Below are 16,459 nucleotides of genomic sequence, written 5' to 3' on the forward strand. Positions count from 1 at the left end.
GGTACGCCGGAAGGGGCGCCGGGCCGCCGACGACAGCGCGTGCGACCACACGCTAATTTCCGGCCCCGGGCGCGCCAACCCTTAACCAGCCCCTACCAGGGCCTCCGCCAGCAGTGGGGCTTTCGGAGTCCGGGAGCGGTCCGGGCCTCGCCCCGGCATGGGACACTTGTATACATGGGCGAGCCGACCAGCGGGGCAGTGGTCGAACCCGGAGCACCGCTCCGCCCGGGTGATCCGCAGCAGGTCGGTCCCTACCTGCTGCGGCGGCGGCTCGGCTCCGGCGGCATGGGCGTGGTCTTCCTGGCCCGGGCCCCCGGCGGCGGCCCGGTCGCCGTCAAGGTGGTCCACCACGAGCTGCGCGCCCGGCCCGAGTTCCGTCGGCTCTTCGCCCGCGAGGTCGCGGCCGCCAGCCGGGTCGCGGACTTCTGCACCGCCCGGGTGCTCGACGCCGACCCGGACGGCCCGGTGCCCTACCTCGTCACCGAGTACGTCGACGGCCTCTCCCTGCACGACCACGTCGCCCGGCACGGCTCGCTCTCCGGGCCGCAGGCCGAGGCCCTGGCCGTCGGGGTGGCGGCCGGGCTGACCGCGATCCACTCGGCCGGGCTGGCCCACGGTGACCTGACGCCGCGCAACGTGCTGCTGTCGCCGTTCGGCCCGAAGGTCATCGACTTCGGGCTGGCCAGCCTGATCCACACCCTCGACCTGACCGCCGGGCCGTCGTACGGGACACCGGGCTGGCTGGCCCCCGAGCGGCTGGCGGGCCGTCCCCCCGCGCAACCGGCGGACGTCTGGGCCTGGGGCATCCTGGTGGCCTGGGCGGCGACCGGCCGGCTGCCGGTGGATCCCCGGTCCGGCGCGGCCGGCGTACCCGACCTGCGGGCCCTGCCCGCCGGCCTGGCGGCGGTGGTGGCGCGGGCCCTGCACGCCGACCCGCGACGGCGGCCCACCGCCCGTGAGGCCATGCTGGTCCTGGTCGGCAGCGCCGACACGGCCAGCATCCGCTCGGCCATGGGGCCGGTGACCACGACGACCGTGGCCCGCGAGGCCACCCGCTGGTACGACGGCGGCCAGCCGGCCACCCTGGTCGACGCCCCGCCCCGGCCCCGCCCCCGGCGGTCCTGGCCGACCGTGCTGGCCTGGGTCGTCACGCTCGTCGCGGTGTCCGCGCTGGCGGTCGTGGCGCTGCGCCGCACCGACGACGGCGCCCCGGTGAACGCCGCCCCGCACCGGCCGGCCCCGAGCAGCGCCCCGGCCAGCCCGTCGCCGAGTTCCTCCCCGAGCCCGAGCCCGCGCCCGGCGCCCGCCCGGCCGAGCGGTCAGGACGGTTCGCTGGCGTTCACGGTGCGCGACGTGCGGTGCGGGACGCGGGAGATCGGCATGTGGCCCCTCACCCACAAGGCGGAGGGCGTCTACTGCATGGTCGACGTCGACGTGACCAACAAGGGGGCGAAGACGGCCATCGTCTGGGTGCCGAGCCAGCAGCTGGTCGACACGAACGGGCGCGGCTACACCCCGGACGCCCGCGCCCTGCTCTACCATCCGGACACCCAGCGGTTGACCAGAGGCATCAAGCCGGGCGCGACGGTCAGCGGGTCGCTGGTCTACGACACGCCGGTCGGCACCGACTTCCGCCAACTCGTCGTCCACGACAGCCCGCTCAGCGCCGGCACCACGATCGAGCTGCCATGACCGGGAAGGCCGAGGACCTGGAGGACCTCAACGTCACCGTCGCCACCCACCTGCTGGCGCGGACCCTGACCCGCGCCCTGCGGGCCACCGGGCGGGGCGTCGCGCTGCTCGCCACCGCCGCGCTCAGCCTGGTGCTGTTCATCGCCACCACGCTGGCCACCGCGTTCCTCCTGCTGGGGGTGGGCGTGCTGCTGGTGCCGCTGGTGACCACGCTGGTGCGGCGGCTGACCGGGGTGTGCCGCGCGCTGGCCGAGGCGTCGGGTGTGCAGATCCCGACGCCCTACCTGCCGCCGCTGCCGGCGGAGCCGGGGATGGTCGGCTGGGTGCAGCGCTGCCGGTCCATCCTCACCGACCCGGCCACCTGGCGGGACCTGCTCTTCCTGCTGCTCAACGTGGTGGTGGGCTTCGCGCTCGGGCTGCTGCCGGTGACCCTGCTGGTCTACTCGCTGGAGGGGCTGCTCCTCTCCGCCGGCTTCTGGATGCTGATGCGCGAGTCCGGGGTCAACTTCTGGTACGGCCTCACCCCCATGGACACCTGGCCGCACGCCGCGCTCGGCGCGCTGGTCGCGGTGGTGGCCTTCGCCATCTGGGCGGCGTCCGCGCCGGGGGTGGTCGCCGGCCACGCGCACTTCGCCGCGGCGCTGCTCGGGCCCAGCGAGCGGTCCCGGATCGCCTCGCGGATGCGGCACCTCTCCGAGACCCGCTCGGACGTCATCAACATCCAGGCCACCGAGCTGCGCCGGATCGAGCGGGACCTGCACGACGGCGCGCAGGCCCGGCTGGTGGCGATCGGCATGAAGCTCGGCGCGGCGACCCGGCAGCTGCGGACCAACCCGGACGTGGCGGAGACGCTGCTGGTGGACGCCCGCAACGCCACCGCCGCCGCGCTGGAGGAGTTGCGCTGCCTGATCCGCGGCATCCACCCGCCGGTGCTGGCCGAACGGGGCCTGGAGGACGCGATCCGGGCCGTCGCGCTGGAAAGCCCGCTGGAGGTCGACGTGACCGTCGACGTGCCGGGGCGGCTCGCCGCGCCGGCCGAGTCGGCGGTCTACTTCGCCATCTCGGAATTGCTGACCAACGTGGCCAAGCACGCCGACGCCGACCGGGCCGGCGTGGACCTGCGCCACGAGGACGGCGTGCTGCGGGCGACGGTGATCGACAACGGTCAGGGCGGGGCGGACGCGGCCAACGGCACGGGTCTGCGGGGCATCGAGCGGCGTTGTGCTAGTTTCGACGGGACGCTCGTCCTCAGCAGTCCGATGGGTGGACCGACCATCGTGATCCTGGAGCTGCCGTGCGCGTTGTACTAGCCGAGGACCTGTTCCTTCTGCGACAGGGCATGGTGCAGCTCCTCGAGTCGTACGACTTCGAGATCGTGGCGGCGGTCGACAACGGACCGGCCCTGCTCGACGCGCTGGTGACGCTGCGGCCCGAGGTGGCGGTGGTCGACGTCCGGCTGCCCCCGACCTTCACCGACGAGGGGTTGCAGGCCGCCCTGGAGGCCCGCCGCCGGCACCCCGGACTACCCATCCTGGTCCTCTCCCAGCACGTCGAGCAGTTGTACGCCAAGGAGCTGCTCGCCGACGCCAGCGGCGGCATCGGCTACCTGCTCAAGGACCGGGTGCTCAACAGCGACCAGTTCGTCGACGCGATCCGCCGGGTGGCCGACGGTGGCACCGCGATGGACCCGCAGGTGATCTCCCAGCTGCTGGCCGGGCAGTCCCGGCGGGAGCCGCTGTCCACGTTGACCCCGCGCGAGCGGGAGGTGCTGAAGCTGATGGCCGAGGGGTGTTCCAACACCGCCATCGCGCAGCGGCTGATCGTCAGCCAGGGCGCGGTCGCCAAGTACACGACCAGCATCTTCACCAAGCTCGACCTGGCGCCGGCGGACGACAGCAACCGCCGGGTGCTGGCCGTGCTGGCGTACCTCAACGGCACCCGCGCCGACGCGATCTGATCCGGTCCCGCCGGCACGGGCGCGCCCCCGGTCGGTCGACCGGGGGCGCGCCGTGCCGGTGCCTGGTCACTCGACGGCGACGGCGGCCTCCGCCGGCCGGGTGAGCATCACCCGGCGGCCCGGCAGCAGGGTCGCGGCGAACGCGAGCACCGCGGCCCCGGCCACCACCGCCAGGTAGATCCAGAACGGTCCGGACGGTACGGGCCGGCCCAGTGTCACGATGCTGAACGGCATCAGGGTGGCGACGGAGGCGATGGTCCCGAGCACCACCCCGATGATCGTCACCATGCCGGCCTCGACGGTGAGCATCTGCAGGGCCTGCTTGCGGGTGGCCCCGATGAGCCGTTGCATGCCCAGCTCCCGCCGGCGGCCGGCGGTCGCCACGATCAGCGTGTTCGCCACCGAGATCATGGTGTAGCCGGCGACCAGGGCGACGAGCAGGTAGTTGACCCAGGCCTGGGTCTTGGTCCGCTCGGCGAACGTGGTGATCTCGTCGCGGCCGCCGAGCAGGGTGCCCGGCTGGCCGGCGACCTTCTGCCGCAGGGTCTCCGCCAGCGCGTCGCGGTTCGTGCCGGGCGCGGCGGTGACCAGGATCTGCCGGGCGAGGCCGGTGGTGCTGTGCGCGGCGAGCAGCTCCGCCGGCAGCAGGATGGTCTCGAAGCCCTCCTTCGCCGGATAGAGCGCGACCACCCGCAGGTCCGCCGCGGACCGGTCACCGAGACGCAGGGTGATCCGGTCGCCGACGCCCACGTTCAGGTTCTTGCCGGCGATCTCCGGCAGCGCCACCGTGTCGCCCTGGAGGTCGGCGAGGCTGCCGGCCAGCGTCCGCACGCCGGTGATGCCGGCGGCGCTCGCCCCGGTGACGCCCTGCAACGGCCACGGCGACTCGACGTGCGACCCGTCGTACGGCTTGTTGATCCAGCCGGCGCTGGTGACGTACGCGGACGCCGCGCCGACACCGGGCGTGGCGCGGATCGCCTCCACGGTCTGCGCCGGGAACCCGCCGGTAGTGGAGGTGAGCACCACGTCGGCGCGCAGGTTGTCCGAGTAGTAGCGCTCGGCGGCCTCGTTCTGCGTGGTCTGGAGGTAGAAGTTGGCCACCGCCATCGCCACCGCGAGCATGATCGGGGTGACCGCGGAGGCCACCCGGACCGCGCGGACCCGCACGTTGACCGTGCCGAGGTAGCCGGCCAGCCCGAAGAACGCCCGCACCGGCAGGCTGAGCACGGCGGCCAGCAGCCGGGTCAGGCCGGGGCTGATCAGCGCGATGGAGATGGCCCAGCACATCACCGCCGGGCCGGCGGTCGCCGAGGCCACCGCGCCGCGCATCACGATCGCGGTCACCAGGATCAGCGCGAACCCGGCGCCGAAGAACAGGATCGAGAAGAGCACCCGGGGCCAGCTGACCCACTTGCGTTGCAGCGCCGCCTCGGCGATGCCGGCGGTCGGCCTGGTCTTGGACGGCCGGCGGCCGGCGACGTACGCGGCGACCAGCGCGGCGAAGATCCCGATCGCCGGGGCCGCCAGGTAGGGGATGAAGCCCTGGTGGAACCGCACCACCGGGGAGACCACCCCGGCCTCGGAGACGAGGTGGTAGAGCAGCGGCCCGAGGAACACCCCGGGCGCGCACCCCAGGATCGCGGCGCCGACCGCGACGACCAGCGCCTCCCGCCGGACCATCGAGCGGATCTGCCGGGGGGTGGCGCCGATGGAACGCAGCAGGGCGATCTCCTTCTGCCGCTGCTGCACCGACAGGCCCAGCGTGCTGGCGACCACGAAGATCGCCACGAAGATCGTCATGCCGGCGAAGACGCCGGAGAGCGGGATCAGCTGCGCCTGCCCACCGACCGCCTCGGGGAACTCGGCCACGCCGCGATCGTCACCGGTGAGCACGACCAGCTTGCGGTCGGCGAGGGTCCGCTCGATGCGGTCGCGCAGCGCGTCCAGGTCGGTGCCGGGCTTCGCCGTCACGCCGATCGCGTCGGCGCTGCCGGCGTGCGGGTCGAGCCGCTGCACGTCCGGGTCGGAGAAGAAGAGCGCGGCCTGGTCCAGCTCGCCCGGCGGCGCGGCGATGCCGGTCACCTGGAACGAGGAGGACGCGCCGCCGACCACCACGTCGACCCGGTCACCGACCTTGACGCCGGCCGCGCGGGCCACCGCCCGGTCGAGCACGACCTGCCCGGGCTGGGCCGGCGGCTGCCCGTCCAGCCGGTACGGCCCGAGCTGTGCCGACCCCCAGCCGTGCCCGAGCGACTGCGACCCGATCATCACCGGGGCGCCGCCACGCACGACGGTGGCGGTGAAGGACGACTCGGCCACGGCCCGCTCGACGCCGGGCACGCCCTGGATCCGGTCGACCAGCGCGGGATCGATCCAGTACCGCTCCGCCAGCGGCACGGACTTGATGTTCTTGGTGTCCTTCGGGTCCTTGTTCGGCACGCCGTAGGTCTGCTTGCCGCTCACCACGACGTCGGCGGCGGCCAGCCGCTGCGCCGGCACCGCCATCCGGATGCCGGTCTCCATCAACCCGCCGCACGCCACGATCAGGGCCACGCCGAGGAAGACCGCCAGGAAGGTCGCGATGAACGCGAGCTTGCGGTACCGCAGGGTGCGCCACGCGAGGTAGAACATCAGAAGCCACCCCGACCCGCGGACTGGGTCGCCCGGCTCTGCTGCCAGGCGGTCAGGTGGGTCATCCGCTCCGCGACCACGTCGGCGGTCGGGGCCTCCAGCTCGCCGATGAACTGGCCGTCGGCGAGGAAGAGCACCCGGTGCGCGGCGGCCGCGGCGACCGGGTCGTGGGTGACCATGATGATGGTCTGGCCGCCGGTGGCGACGGTCTCGCGCAGCAGTTGCAGCACCTCGACGGTGGTCTGGGTGTCCAGCGCCCCGGTCGGCTCGTCCGCGAAGATCACCGCCGGTCGCATGATCAGCGCCCGGGCGATCGCCACCCGCTGCTGCTGACCGCCGGAGAGCTCGCTGGGCAGGTGCTTGCGCCGCTCGGCCAGGCCCACCCGGCCGAGCACCTCCAGCACCGAGGACCGGTCCGGCCGGCGGCCGGCCAGCCGGAACGGCAGCCCCACGTTCTGCTCGACGTTCAGCGCCGGCATCAGGTTGAACGCCTGGAAGATGAAGCCCACCCGCTCGCGGCGCAGCCGGGTCAACTGGTTCTCGTCCATGCCGCTGAGTTCCTTGCCGTCCAGCACCACCGAGCCGGACGAGGGCACGTCGAGCCCCGCCGCGCAGTGCAGGAAGGTGCTCTTGCCGGAGCCGGACGGCCCCATCACCGCGGTGAAGCTGCCCCGCGGGAAGCTCATCGTGACGCCACGCAGCGCCTCCACGCGGTTCTCGCCCCGCCCGTACGTCTTGCGCACGTCGTCCAGCCGCACCGCGTCACCGGCGCCGCCGAGCGGCGTCCGCCTGTCCTGATTCCTGTCCACCTCATGCTCCCCGGGAAGTACGTCGCCACACGGCGGTGGTCACGTAGTCACGGTATGGATCGGGCAGGGTGCCGCACCATGCATCCAGCGACCCGATGACGTGGGCCTAGACCCACCCCTGTCCGGACCCCGGACCGACCCGGACCGCTCAGCTCGCCTGCGCCGTCGCCGGCTCCCACTGCTGCCAGGGCCGTTCCGCGCCGGACGGGGCGACGGCCAGCAGCCCGGTGCCGGTGGAGTCCATCGGCAGCCCGAGCGACAGCTCGGTACGCCGCCGGACGTTGAGCTTGCGGTAGACCCGGGTCAGGTGCTGCTCGACGGTGCTCACCGTGATGTAGAGCTTCTTGCCGATCTCACGGTTGGTGTGCCCGAGCGCGGCGAGGGTGGCGACCCGCTGCTCGGCGTCGCTGAGCCGGGACATCTCCTCGTGCCCCTGCGGGTTCTCGCCCTCCTCGCCGCCGAGGGCGTCCCCGCCCGGCAGCAGCCGCCGGCACAGCGCCTGCGCCTGGATGTCCTTGGCCAACTGCATGGCGCTGCGGGCCACCACCCGCGAGGTGTTGAACTCGCCCCGACCGTGGTGGGCGCTGCTGAGCGCGGCGAGCGCCAGCAGGAGCTGGTAGCGGTCGCCGGACTCCTGGAGCAGGTTGGCGGCCTGGCGCAGCGTGTTGACCCGTTGCTTGACGTCGAGCGCGGAGCCGAGCAGCAGCAGCGAGATGCCCCGGGTCCGGGCGTTGCCGGCACCCGGCCGGGCCAGCTGCTCGGTGACCATGCCCCGGGCCATCTCGGGGCGGCCGGAGCGCAGGTAGACCTGGGCCAGGTCGCCGCGCCACGGCAGCAGGGTGGGCAGGTCCAGGTCCCACTGGGTGGCCAGCTGGCCGCACGTCTCGAAGTCGGCGAAGGCGGCGTGCACCCGCCCACCGGCCAGGTGCAGGTAGCCACGGGCGCGCAGGTACTGCGGCCAGAACCAGGTGTCCCGGACGGCGTCCGGCATGACGTGCTTGAGCTGCGCCTCGGCCTCGTCGAGCTTGTCCATCCCGACCTTGGCCAGCAGCAGGTGCGACAGCGGCGAGCCGATCGCCACTCCCCAGTTGTGCGGGGGCATCGCCTCGAGCGCCTCGCCGGCCAAGCGCTCGGCCAGCGGCAGGTTGCCCTGACGCAGCGCGATGTGCGACTGCACGTCGGAGAGGATCGCGTGCCAGGTGGTCGCGCCGCGTATGCCGGCCTCGGCGGCGAGCGTGTCGCACCAGTGCACCGCGCGGTCCATCCGGTCGGCGAAGACCAGGGTCTGCAGCGCGCAGAGCGCGGACTCCAGCCGCCCGTCGACCAGCAGGTAGCTGCCCAGCACCTGTTCGGCGCGGGCGATGACGTCGTCGGTCACCCCGTCGGTGAGCACCGCGGTCAGCGACGGCGCGGCCAGCCCGACCCCACTGTCGGCGCGGGGCGTCACGGCGGCCGGCGCGGGACCCGCCGCCGGACCGTCGTCGGGCTCGGCGAAGGCGACCGGGAAGTAGAGCCGCAGCCACTCGGCGGCGGCTTCCAGGTCGGCGGCGGCGGCCGGGTCGAGCTGGTGCTGCCCCTCGCGCAGCCGGCGCAGGGTCTCCCGGGCCTGCTCGTGGTGGCCGTGCCAGAGCTGGTAGCGCAGCAGGGCGGCGGCGTGCCGCTCGGCGAGGCGGCCGTCGCGCAGCGCCGCGCGCAGCAACGGCAGGTGGCGGCTCACCGCGGCCGGGTTGACCCGCCACTGGCAGTCGGCCAGCATCGCGGTGAGCGTGATCCGGCGGGTCTCGTCGTCGCACGTGTCCAGCGCCAGCTTGAGCGCCTCGACCGCGTCGTCGACCCGGTTCTCGGCGAGCGCGTGGGTGGCCGACTCCTGCAGGACGGTGATCGCCCACGGGTGGGGCAGGCCGCCGGCGGCGATGAGGTGCGCGCCGATCGCCGGCGCCGGCGCGCCCTCGGCGTGCAGCAGCTCCGCCGCCCGGGCGTGCATCGTGGACTGGGCCTCGGGGTCCAGGGCGTGCAGCACGGCGGCGCGGGCCGCCGGGTGCCGGAACCGGCCCCCGGCGAGCAGCCCGGAGGTGGCGAGCGCGTGCAGCATCCACTCGACCCGGACCGGCTTGGTGTCCAGCAGTTCGCCGAGCAGGGCCGGGGTGGCGAAGTCGTCGAGCAGCGCCAGGCCGTGGGCCAGCTCCAGGATGGCCGGGTCCCAGCGGCGCAGGCAGGCCAGCACCGCCTGGCGGAACCGCTCCCCCACCACCACCTCGTCGGGGGTGGTCACCCCGTCGACGCTCTGGTCCTGGTGCAGCGCGTGGACCAGCAACGGGTTGCCGCCGCTGGCCCGGTGGTAGGCCGGGGCGAGCGCCTCCGCGGTGGCCTCGTCGGTCCAGCCGCGGAGGATCTCGGCGACGGCCGCCTCGGACAGCGGGGTGAGCTGGATGTTGCAGAAGCAGGCCTGCCGGGTGAGTTCGGCGCGAAACTCCGGGTTGAAGTGCTGCGGCTGCGGCGACTCGGTGAGCACCACCAGGATCTGCGCCGAGGTGAGCCGGCGCTGGAGGTGGAGCAGGGTCTGCAGGGTGGTCTCGTCGGCGAACTCGACGTCGTCGACGAGCAGCACCAACGGCCGGTCCCGGGCGATGTCGAGCAGCTCGACGCACATCCCGTGCACGGCCCGGATGTCGGCCCGGCCCTCGGTGGTGGTCACCCCGAGGTCGATGAAGGCGCTGATCCGGCGCATCACCTCCAACGGCAGCGGCACGCTGGTGAACAGCTGCCCCATCACCGCGGCCGGCAGCATGCGTTCCGCCCGGGAGCAGGCGGCGCTGAGCACCAGCGCGCCCGCCTCGGCGGCGTGGTCGGCGAAGCTCCTCAACAGCTCCGTCTTGCCGGTGGCGCCGGGGCCGCTGACCAGCACGACCCGTCCCCTGCCACCCGCGGTGTCGGAGTAGAGCTCCCGCAAGATGTCCAGCTCGCGGCTTCTCTCCACGAATCCCACCCGTCTCCCCCATGGTCGGCGATGTCATCGATCAGGGAGGCTGCCGACTCCCGGGACACGCCCCGCGGAATCCGCCCCGCCTCGATGTCATCCGGCCCCGTCGAGAGCTGCGAAAACGCCGCCTGCATCGGTCGGCAATTCAGCATCCAGCGATGGTTGCCAATTTGTGAACTGAGTCCATCACTTCTCGACGGTGCCGCCAGTCTAGCTATACACCCGTACAAGAGGGTAGGGGTGGCATCGATAGACCGTCAACTTCACTCCCAGTACGGACGCCGTTTTGTCGGATTGCCGCCGCCGGCCGAGAAATTACCATCGGGTAGTGATTACTTGATCCAGCAACAATTTCCCCCGTTTCACCTGCGCGGACAGCGGAACCCGGCTTCGGTGATCGAACTGATCGAATCCGGCAAACGAGCCCGACAGAGGCCCCCTACTCGCCACATTCCCCCCAAGTCACCACGGCCCTGCCGGACCACGACGACCCCATCGTTTGCCGCCGACCACACTAGAAGCACCGAATCGGGCAATTGCCTCTTGAGCAAAAATTGAGTTTCGCCGGTGCGACGGACCTATTACGAACACGATTCATAAGCTATGTGTGTGGTATGCGCCTCCGTTCGACCTGCGCGTATCACAAATAGGAGCGACCCCCGGAATAAGTGACCGCGAGTTGACCGGCGACTGAAATCTGCGGTGCAGCGGCCGGTTAGGGGTGGGTTCCGGGTATGCGGGCGCGGCGCGGAGCGCCAGGCTGGAGCCATCCGAGGGCAGTGACGCGGAACACGATCCACCGACAGCGTCCCGCCCCCAGCCGAGGAGGAAGACGTGGACGATCTCACCCACGTGAGCGGCGCGCGGCGGTTCGGCGGCGGCCACTTCGACGTGCTGCTCGAAGGCGGCCCGGCCGGCCTGCCGGCCACCGCGCGGGAACGCAGCGCCCCCGCCGGCACCGGCCGGATCAAGGTGCCCTACCTGGGCGGCTACGAACACTTCGAACGGACCGAGGACACCGACGGCGCCAACGACGACGCCTCACGGATCGTGGTCTTCCACTGGACCATGCGGACGAAGATCGCAGAGTGACGGCACGGACGAGGGGGCACCGGCGAGCCGGTGCCCCCTCGTCGTGCGGTACGCGGGTCAGGCCGTCGCGGACCGCCCCAGCTCGGCGCCGATCAGGTCGATGATCTCCGGGGCGTGGTCGTTGAGGAAGAAGTGCCCGCCCGGATAGACCCGTACGTCACACTCGCCACTGGTGTGCCGCTGCCAGTCCCGCGCCTCGTCGAGGGTGGTCATCGGGTCGGCGTCACCGGTGAGCACGGTGATCGGGGCGTCCAGCCGCTGCCCCGGGTCCGTTCGGTAGGTCTCCACCGCCTTGTAGTCCCCGCGTACCGCCGGCAGGATCATCGGCAGCAGCTCCGGGTCACCGAGCACGCGGGGGTCGGAGCCGCTGAGCCGGGTCAGCTCCGCCAGCACCCCGGCGTCGTCGCGGGTGTGCACGTACCGCTCGTCGCGGACCCGGGACGGGGCGCGGCGGCCGGAGGCGAACAGGCGCAGCGGCGGCCGGCCCGTCTCGCGCTGCAACCGCAGGCCCACCTCGTACGCGAGCACCGCGCCCATGCTGTGCCCGAAGAGCGCGACCGGCCGGTCCAGCCAGGGCCGCAGCGCCTCGAACACCCCGTCGGCCAGGTCGGCGACGGAATCCAGGACCCGCTCGTGCCGGCGGTCCTGCCGGCCGGGGTACTGGATCGCCAGCACCTCCACCGCCGGCGAGAGGGCCCGCGACACCGGGAACAGGTAGGTGGCCGAGCCGCCGGCGTGCGGCAGCGCCACCAACCGGACCGGGCTGGCCGGCGCGGGGTGGAACCGCCGCACCCAGAGGTCGCTCTGCAGGGTAGCCGTCATCACTCGTCCTTCGTCTCGGTGCCGGGAGCAGCTCTACAGCGGGATGTTGCCGTGCCGGCCCCGCCCCATCGGCGCCTCGGCCAGCGCCCGGGTCAGCCGGGTCCGGGTGTCGACCGGTTCGATCACCGCGTCGACCACCTTCAGGTCCAGGGCGCGGCCGATGCCGCCGGACTCCCGTTGGTGGTCGGCGATCAGCCGCTGGCGCAACGGTTCGCGCTCGTCGTCACCGACGGCGGCCAGCTTGCGCCGGTGGATGACGCCCACCGCCGCCTCCGCGCCCATCACCGCGACCTCCGAGTCCGGCCAGGCGAAGACCGCGGTGGCGCCCAGCGACCGGGAGTTCATCGCGATGTACGCCCCGCCGTACGACTTGCGCAGCACCAGGGTCACCCGGGGCACCACCGACTCGGCGAACGCGTGCAGCAGCTTCGCCCCGCGCCGGACCACGCCCTCCCACTCCTCCTTGACCCCGGGCAGGTAGCCGGGCACGTCCACGAGGACCACCAGCGGCACGCCCAACGCGTCGCACATCCGCACGAACCGGGCCGCCTTCTCCGCGCTCAGCGAGTCCAGGCAGCCGCCCTTGGTGATCGGGTTGTTGGCGATCACGCCGACCGTCCGGCCGGCCAGCCGACCCAGCCCGACCACGATGTTGCGGGCCCAGCGGGCCTGCAGCTCGACGAAGCCGCCGAACTCGTCGGCCGGGTCGAGCAGGGTGGCCACCACCGGCCGGACGTCGTACGCCCGGCGCGACGACTCGGGCAGCGCGGTGGCCAGCGCCGGGCACGCCCCGACCGCCGACAGGTCGAACCGGCCGGGGCGGGCGAAGAGCACGGCGAGCTGCCGGGCCCGGTCCAGCGCCGCCTGCTCCGAGTCGGCGACCACGTGCGCCACCCCGGAGGAACGGCTGTGCGTCCGCGGGCCGCCCAGGGCCTCCATGTCCACCTGCTCGCCGGTGACGCTGCGGACCACGTCCGGGCCGGTCACGAAGACCCGGCCGGCCTCGGCCATGATGACCAGGTCGGTCAGGGCCGGCCCGTACGCGGCGGCGCCGGCGGCCGGGCCGAGCACCACGGAGATCTGCGGGACCTGCCCGGACGCCCGGGTCATCGCCGCGAACATCCGCCCCACGCCGTCCATCGACTCGACCCCGTCGGCCAGCTTGGCCCCGCCGGAGTGCCAGAGACCGATGACCGGGCAGCGGTCCCGGGCGGCGAGGTCGATGGCCTGGATGATGTGGTCGGCTCCGCTCGCGCCGAGCGCGCCGCCCATCCGGCTGGCGTCGGTGCAGTAGGCGTAGACCCGCAGCCCGTCGATCCAGCCCCGGACGGCGAGCACCCCGCTGTCGTCCGGCGCGTGCAGCGGCACCATCGAACCGGCGTCCAGCAGGCCACCCAGGCGCACCTGCGGGGCGCGCGGGTCGAGGTCCGCCGGCTCGGTCCGCGTCGGCGCGTCAACCGTGATCGTCATCGTTACTCCCCTGGGGGACAGAGTGGACGGCACGGTTGCGAGCACCGGTGCCCTCTGACGAAGCGAGCCTAGGAAGGCGCGGAAGTCGGCGACAACCCCTAACCCGACCGCCCTCCCCCTAGCTCGACACCGGCTCTGAGCTGGGAAAACCGGGACGCGCAGCGGTGACGCCCCGCAGCTTCCGCGGGGCGTCACCGACCACTGTGGAGCTGCTCGGGTCAGGCCACCGGATGGGCGGCCGGCGTCGGCCCGGTGGGCTCGTCGACCGCCGCGACGCTCGCCGTGCCGGCGGGGGCCGGGCTGACCGGGATCCGGGCGTCGACCCCGTCGGCGGCCCGCGCCACGCCGGCCGGATCGTCCGGGCCGGCGTCGGCGGTCGCCGGGGCGGCACCGGCACCGGCGAGGTCCGGGGTGGCGCCGGGGTCCGCTCCGGCACCGGGGTCCGGGTCGGAGCCACCGGTGGCCGGGGCCTGGGACGGCACCGAGGCGCCGACGCCGCGCAGCAGCACGGCGGCCAGCACGGCGGTGACCAGCAGGATGACACCGGAGGCGACCGCCGCCGTCCGCATCTCGTCGGCGAACGCGGCGCGGGCCAGGGTCACCACCGTGTCGGCCACGGCGGTGGGCAGCGAACGGCTCGCCTCGACCGCACCGCCCAGGGTCTCCCGCGCGGTGCTCCAGGTGTCGGCCGGCACGCCGGCCGGCGCGGCGTCGGTCAGCTGCTGCCGGTAGACGTACGCGCCGATGCTGCCGAGGATCGCCACGCCGAGCGCCGCGCCGAACTGGCTGCCGGTCTCGGAGAGCCCGGCGGCGGCGCCGGCCCGCTCGGGCGGCGCGGTGGAGACGATCAGCTCGGCGCTCAGGGTCAGCACCATCGCGATGCCGCCCGACATCAGCGCCTGCCCGACCACGACCAGGCTCAGCCCCGAGGTGTCGCCGACCCGGGCGAGCACCGCACAACCGATGGCCGCCACGACCAGGCCGCCGGCCGCCACGTACGCGCGCCGGAAGCGCTGGGCCAGCATCGGGGCCAGCACGGCCGCGCCGATGCCGGCGGCACCGGCGGCGGGCAGCGACCAGAGCCCGGCGGTGAACGGGCGCAGCCCGAGCACCAGTTGCAGGTACTGGCTGATGAAGAACATGAACCCGACGAGCGCGAAGTTGGCCAGCACGTTCAGCACGACCGCCGCGCTGAACGCCGGGGCCCGGAAGAGCGTCACGTCGATCAGCGGGTCGGCGAGGCGGCGCTGGCGCAGCACGAAGACGGTCAGGAAGAGCAGGCCGGCGACGACGCCGGCCAGCGGCGGCCAGCTCCAGCCGTGCGCCGCGAACTCCTTGACGCCCCAGATGGTCGGCAGCACCGCCACGAAGGCGAGCACGGTGCTGAACAGGTCGAGCCGGCCGGCGCCCGCGTTGCGGAACTCGGGCAGCAGCAGCGGGGCGAGGACCAGCAGGAGCAGCATGACCGGCACGTTGATCTCGAAGACGGTGCCCCAGGAGAAGTGCTGCAGGAGAGCGCCGCCGGCCACCAGGCCGATGACGCCACCGGCGGAGAAGCCGGCCGCCCACATGCCGATCGCCGCCCGGCGTTCGTTCTCGTCGTGGAACATGTTGCGGATCAACGACATGGTCGACGGCATGAGCGTCGCACCGGCGGCACCCATCACCGCCCGGGTCCCGATCAGCATGCCGGGACTGGTGGAGAGAGCCGTGGCCACGGATGCCGCACCGAACACCGCTGCGCCGATCATCAGCAACCGGCGGCGCCCGATCCGGTCCCCCAGCGTCCCCATCGGGATCAGCAGGCCGGCCAGCACGAAGGCGTAGACGTCCGTGATCCAGAGGAGTTGGCTGCTGGTCGGCGCGAGATCCGCCGTGATGAACGGCAGTGCGTACGACAGCACGGTCATGTCCATGCTGATGATCAGTGTCACCATGACGAGTACCGCGAGGCCGATCCACTCGCGGCGGCCGGCCTTTGCCTGCGCTGTAGCCATGGCCGAAAGCTACCACTCGATTTATACGCTCGTATACATTCGGTGGATGAATTAGGGGTTCGGCAGGGAGTAGGGTGTCCGCCGTGGGTCATCGGGAACGCCTGCTGGCAGGGGCCAGGGTCTGCCTCTACGAGCGTGGCTACACGCGCACGACCGCCCGCGACATCGTCGCGGCCTCGGACACCAACCTGGCGTCCATCGGCTACCACTTCGGCTCGAAGGAGGCGCTGCTCACCGCGGCGCTGGTCGAGGCGTTCGAGGAGTGGGGCGTCGAGATCGACCGGGTGCTGCGCGACGGGACCCAGCCCGACCTGATGGACCGGCTGGAGACGATGTGGAGCGGCCTGGTCGAGTCCTTCGGCACGCACCGGCCGCTCTGGGTGGCCGGCATCGAGGCGTTCGCGCTGGCCGAGCACCTGCCGGAGCTGCGCGAACAGCTGGCCGACAGCTACGCCCGGGCGCGTCCCGGGCTGGCCACCTTCGTGCTCCAGAACGACGACCGGGACGTCCCCGAGGAGGCCCGCAAGGCCGTCGGCTCGTTCCTGCTGGCCCTGATGACCGGGCTGACCGTGCAGCGCCTGCTCGACCCCGAGGCGGCCCCGTCGGGCAAGCAGCTGGCCGAGGCGCTGCGCCTGATCGTCCGCGCCGTCGACGGCCCCGCCGCTAGCTGAGCGCGCCACCGGGACAGGGGTACACCGCCCGGCCCGGCCGGCCCAGGGGTGCCGGTAGGGGGGTCACCCCTCCTCGACCCGGACCAGCCCGGCGCGGAGCATGTCCTCCACCCACACGTCGAAGTCGCGCCGGGTGTCCACCGGATCGACCGCCCACTGCCGGGCGAGCACGCCCACGGCACCCTCCAGCGAGCCGCCCTGCTGCTGCAGGGCGATCCACATGGCCGTGGCGGTTGCGCCGAACCGGTATCGCAGTCCACTCCGTTCGGAGACCAGCTCCAGCTGGCCGTTCCGGGTGACCTCGGCGACGATCCCCTGTTCGAGTCGCACCCGCATCC

At 73.2% G+C, this 16,459-nt stretch carries 12 protein-coding genes; 5 read left to right on the forward strand and 7 right to left on the reverse strand.

The genetic code is table 11. From position 1 onward, the window contains the following. Positions 1-174: 174 nt before the first annotated feature. Genes GA0070611_RS12000 through GA0070611_RS12010 form a run of 3 tightly spaced genes read left to right on the forward strand, consistent with a single transcriptional unit; the run spans position 175 to position 3,649 of the window. Positions 175-1,692: a serine/threonine-protein kinase gene (locus tag GA0070611_RS12000; protein ID WP_091662664.1), complete on the forward strand. Its 1,518-nt coding sequence runs from the start codon at positions 175-177 to the stop codon at positions 1,690-1,692. Continuing rightward, the gene (locus tag GA0070611_RS12005; RefSeq protein WP_091662668.1) at positions 1,689-3,002 is read left to right on the forward strand and encodes a sensor histidine kinase; all 1,314 of its coding nucleotides are present in this window, start codon (positions 1,689-1,691) and stop codon (positions 3,000-3,002) included. Before GA0070611_RS12000 ends, GA0070611_RS12005 begins: the two co-directional genes overlap by 4 nt. Beyond that, positions 2,987-3,649, forward strand: a complete 663-nt coding sequence (locus GA0070611_RS12010; RefSeq protein ID WP_091662671.1) for a response regulator — start codon at positions 2,987-2,989, stop codon at positions 3,647-3,649. The genes GA0070611_RS12005 and GA0070611_RS12010 overlap by 16 nt, the downstream gene beginning before the upstream one ends. Before the next feature lie 66 nt (positions 3,650-3,715). Here GA0070611_RS12010 and GA0070611_RS12015 read toward each other — a convergent pair whose 3' ends face one another. From GA0070611_RS12015 to GA0070611_RS12025, 3 genes are all read right to left on the reverse strand, one after another. Next, on the reverse strand, positions 3,716-6,280 hold the full coding sequence (locus GA0070611_RS12015; protein ID WP_091662674.1) for an ABC transporter permease: 2,565 nt from the start codon (positions 6,278-6,280) through the stop codon (positions 3,716-3,718). Beyond that, positions 6,280-7,089, reverse strand: a complete 810-nt coding sequence (locus GA0070611_RS12020) for an ABC transporter ATP-binding protein (protein WP_091662677.1) — start codon at positions 7,087-7,089, stop codon at positions 6,280-6,282. The genes GA0070611_RS12015 and GA0070611_RS12020 overlap by 1 nt, the downstream gene beginning before the upstream one ends. 148 nt (positions 7,090-7,237) lie before the next feature. Then, positions 7,238-10,075: a helix-turn-helix transcriptional regulator gene (locus GA0070611_RS12025; RefSeq protein ID WP_091662680.1), complete on the reverse strand. Its 2,838-nt coding sequence runs from the start codon at positions 10,073-10,075 to the stop codon at positions 7,238-7,240. An 828-nt stretch (positions 10,076-10,903) separates the two neighbouring features. Here GA0070611_RS12025 and GA0070611_RS12030 point away from each other — a divergent pair. Then, positions 10,904-11,161, forward strand: a complete 258-nt coding sequence (locus GA0070611_RS12030; protein ID WP_091662681.1) for a DUF5988 family protein — start codon at positions 10,904-10,906, stop codon at positions 11,159-11,161. A 57-nt stretch (positions 11,162-11,218) separates the two neighbouring features. Here the strand turns inward: GA0070611_RS12030 and GA0070611_RS12035 are convergent, their stop codons facing one another. From GA0070611_RS12035 to GA0070611_RS12045, 3 genes are all read right to left on the reverse strand, one after another. After that, entirely contained in the window at positions 11,219-11,983 is a 765-nt protein-coding gene (locus GA0070611_RS12035) for a thioesterase II family protein (protein ID WP_091662683.1), read from the reverse strand. Between the two features lie 33 nt (positions 11,984-12,016). Continuing rightward, complete coding sequence (locus GA0070611_RS12040; RefSeq protein WP_091662687.1) at positions 12,017-13,453, reverse strand: acyl-CoA carboxylase subunit beta; 1,437 nt, start codon at positions 13,451-13,453, stop codon at positions 12,017-12,019. 218 nt (positions 13,454-13,671) lie between these two features. Continuing rightward, complete coding sequence (locus GA0070611_RS12045) at positions 13,672-15,450, reverse strand: MFS transporter (RefSeq protein ID WP_231921433.1); 1,779 nt, start codon at positions 15,448-15,450, stop codon at positions 13,672-13,674. An 83-nt stretch (positions 15,451-15,533) separates the two neighbouring features. Here GA0070611_RS12045 and GA0070611_RS12050 point away from each other — a divergent pair, with 83 nt between their 5' ends. Continuing rightward, positions 15,534-16,121, forward strand: a complete 588-nt coding sequence (locus tag GA0070611_RS12050) for a TetR/AcrR family transcriptional regulator (protein ID WP_091662691.1) — start codon at positions 15,534-15,536, stop codon at positions 16,119-16,121. Between the two features lie 63 nt (positions 16,122-16,184). Here the strand turns inward: GA0070611_RS12050 and GA0070611_RS12055 are convergent, their stop codons facing one another. Next, positions 16,185-16,457: a PqqD family peptide modification chaperone gene (locus GA0070611_RS12055; RefSeq protein WP_091662695.1), complete on the reverse strand. Its 273-nt coding sequence runs from the start codon at positions 16,455-16,457 to the stop codon at positions 16,185-16,187. Positions 16,458-16,459 lie beyond the last annotated feature (2 nt).

It is taken from the genome of Micromonospora auratinigra (assembly GCF_900089595.1).
Classification (GTDB): domain Bacteria; phylum Actinomycetota; class Actinomycetes; order Mycobacteriales; family Micromonosporaceae; genus Micromonospora; species Micromonospora auratinigra.

Bases quoted from the DNA above. Each gene is read 5' to 3' on its own strand.
- GA0070611_RS12015 (WP_091662674.1), bottom strand. From the start codon at position 6,280: ATGTTCTACCTCGCGTGGCGCACCCTGCGGTACCGCAAGCTCGCGTTC.
- GA0070611_RS12035 (WP_091662683.1), bottom strand. From the start codon at position 11,983: ATGACGGCTACCCTGCAGAGCGACCTCTGGGTGCGGCGGTTCCACCCC.
- GA0070611_RS12040 (WP_091662687.1), bottom strand. From the start codon at position 13,453: ATGACGATCACGGTTGACGCGCCGACGCGGACCGAGCCGGCGGACCTC.
- GA0070611_RS12055 (WP_091662695.1), bottom strand. From the start codon at position 16,457: ATGCGGGTGCGACTCGAACAGGGGATCGTCGCCGAGGTCACCCGGAAC.
- GA0070611_RS12000 (WP_091662664.1), top strand. From the start codon at position 175: ATGGGCGAGCCGACCAGCGGGGCAGTGGTCGAACCCGGAGCACCGCTC.
- GA0070611_RS12005 (WP_091662668.1), top strand. From the start codon at position 1,689: ATGACCGGGAAGGCCGAGGACCTGGAGGACCTCAACGTCACCGTCGCC.
- GA0070611_RS12045 (WP_231921433.1), bottom strand. From the start codon at position 15,450: ATGGCTACAGCGCAGGCAAAGGCCGGCCGCCGCGAGTGGATCGGCCTC.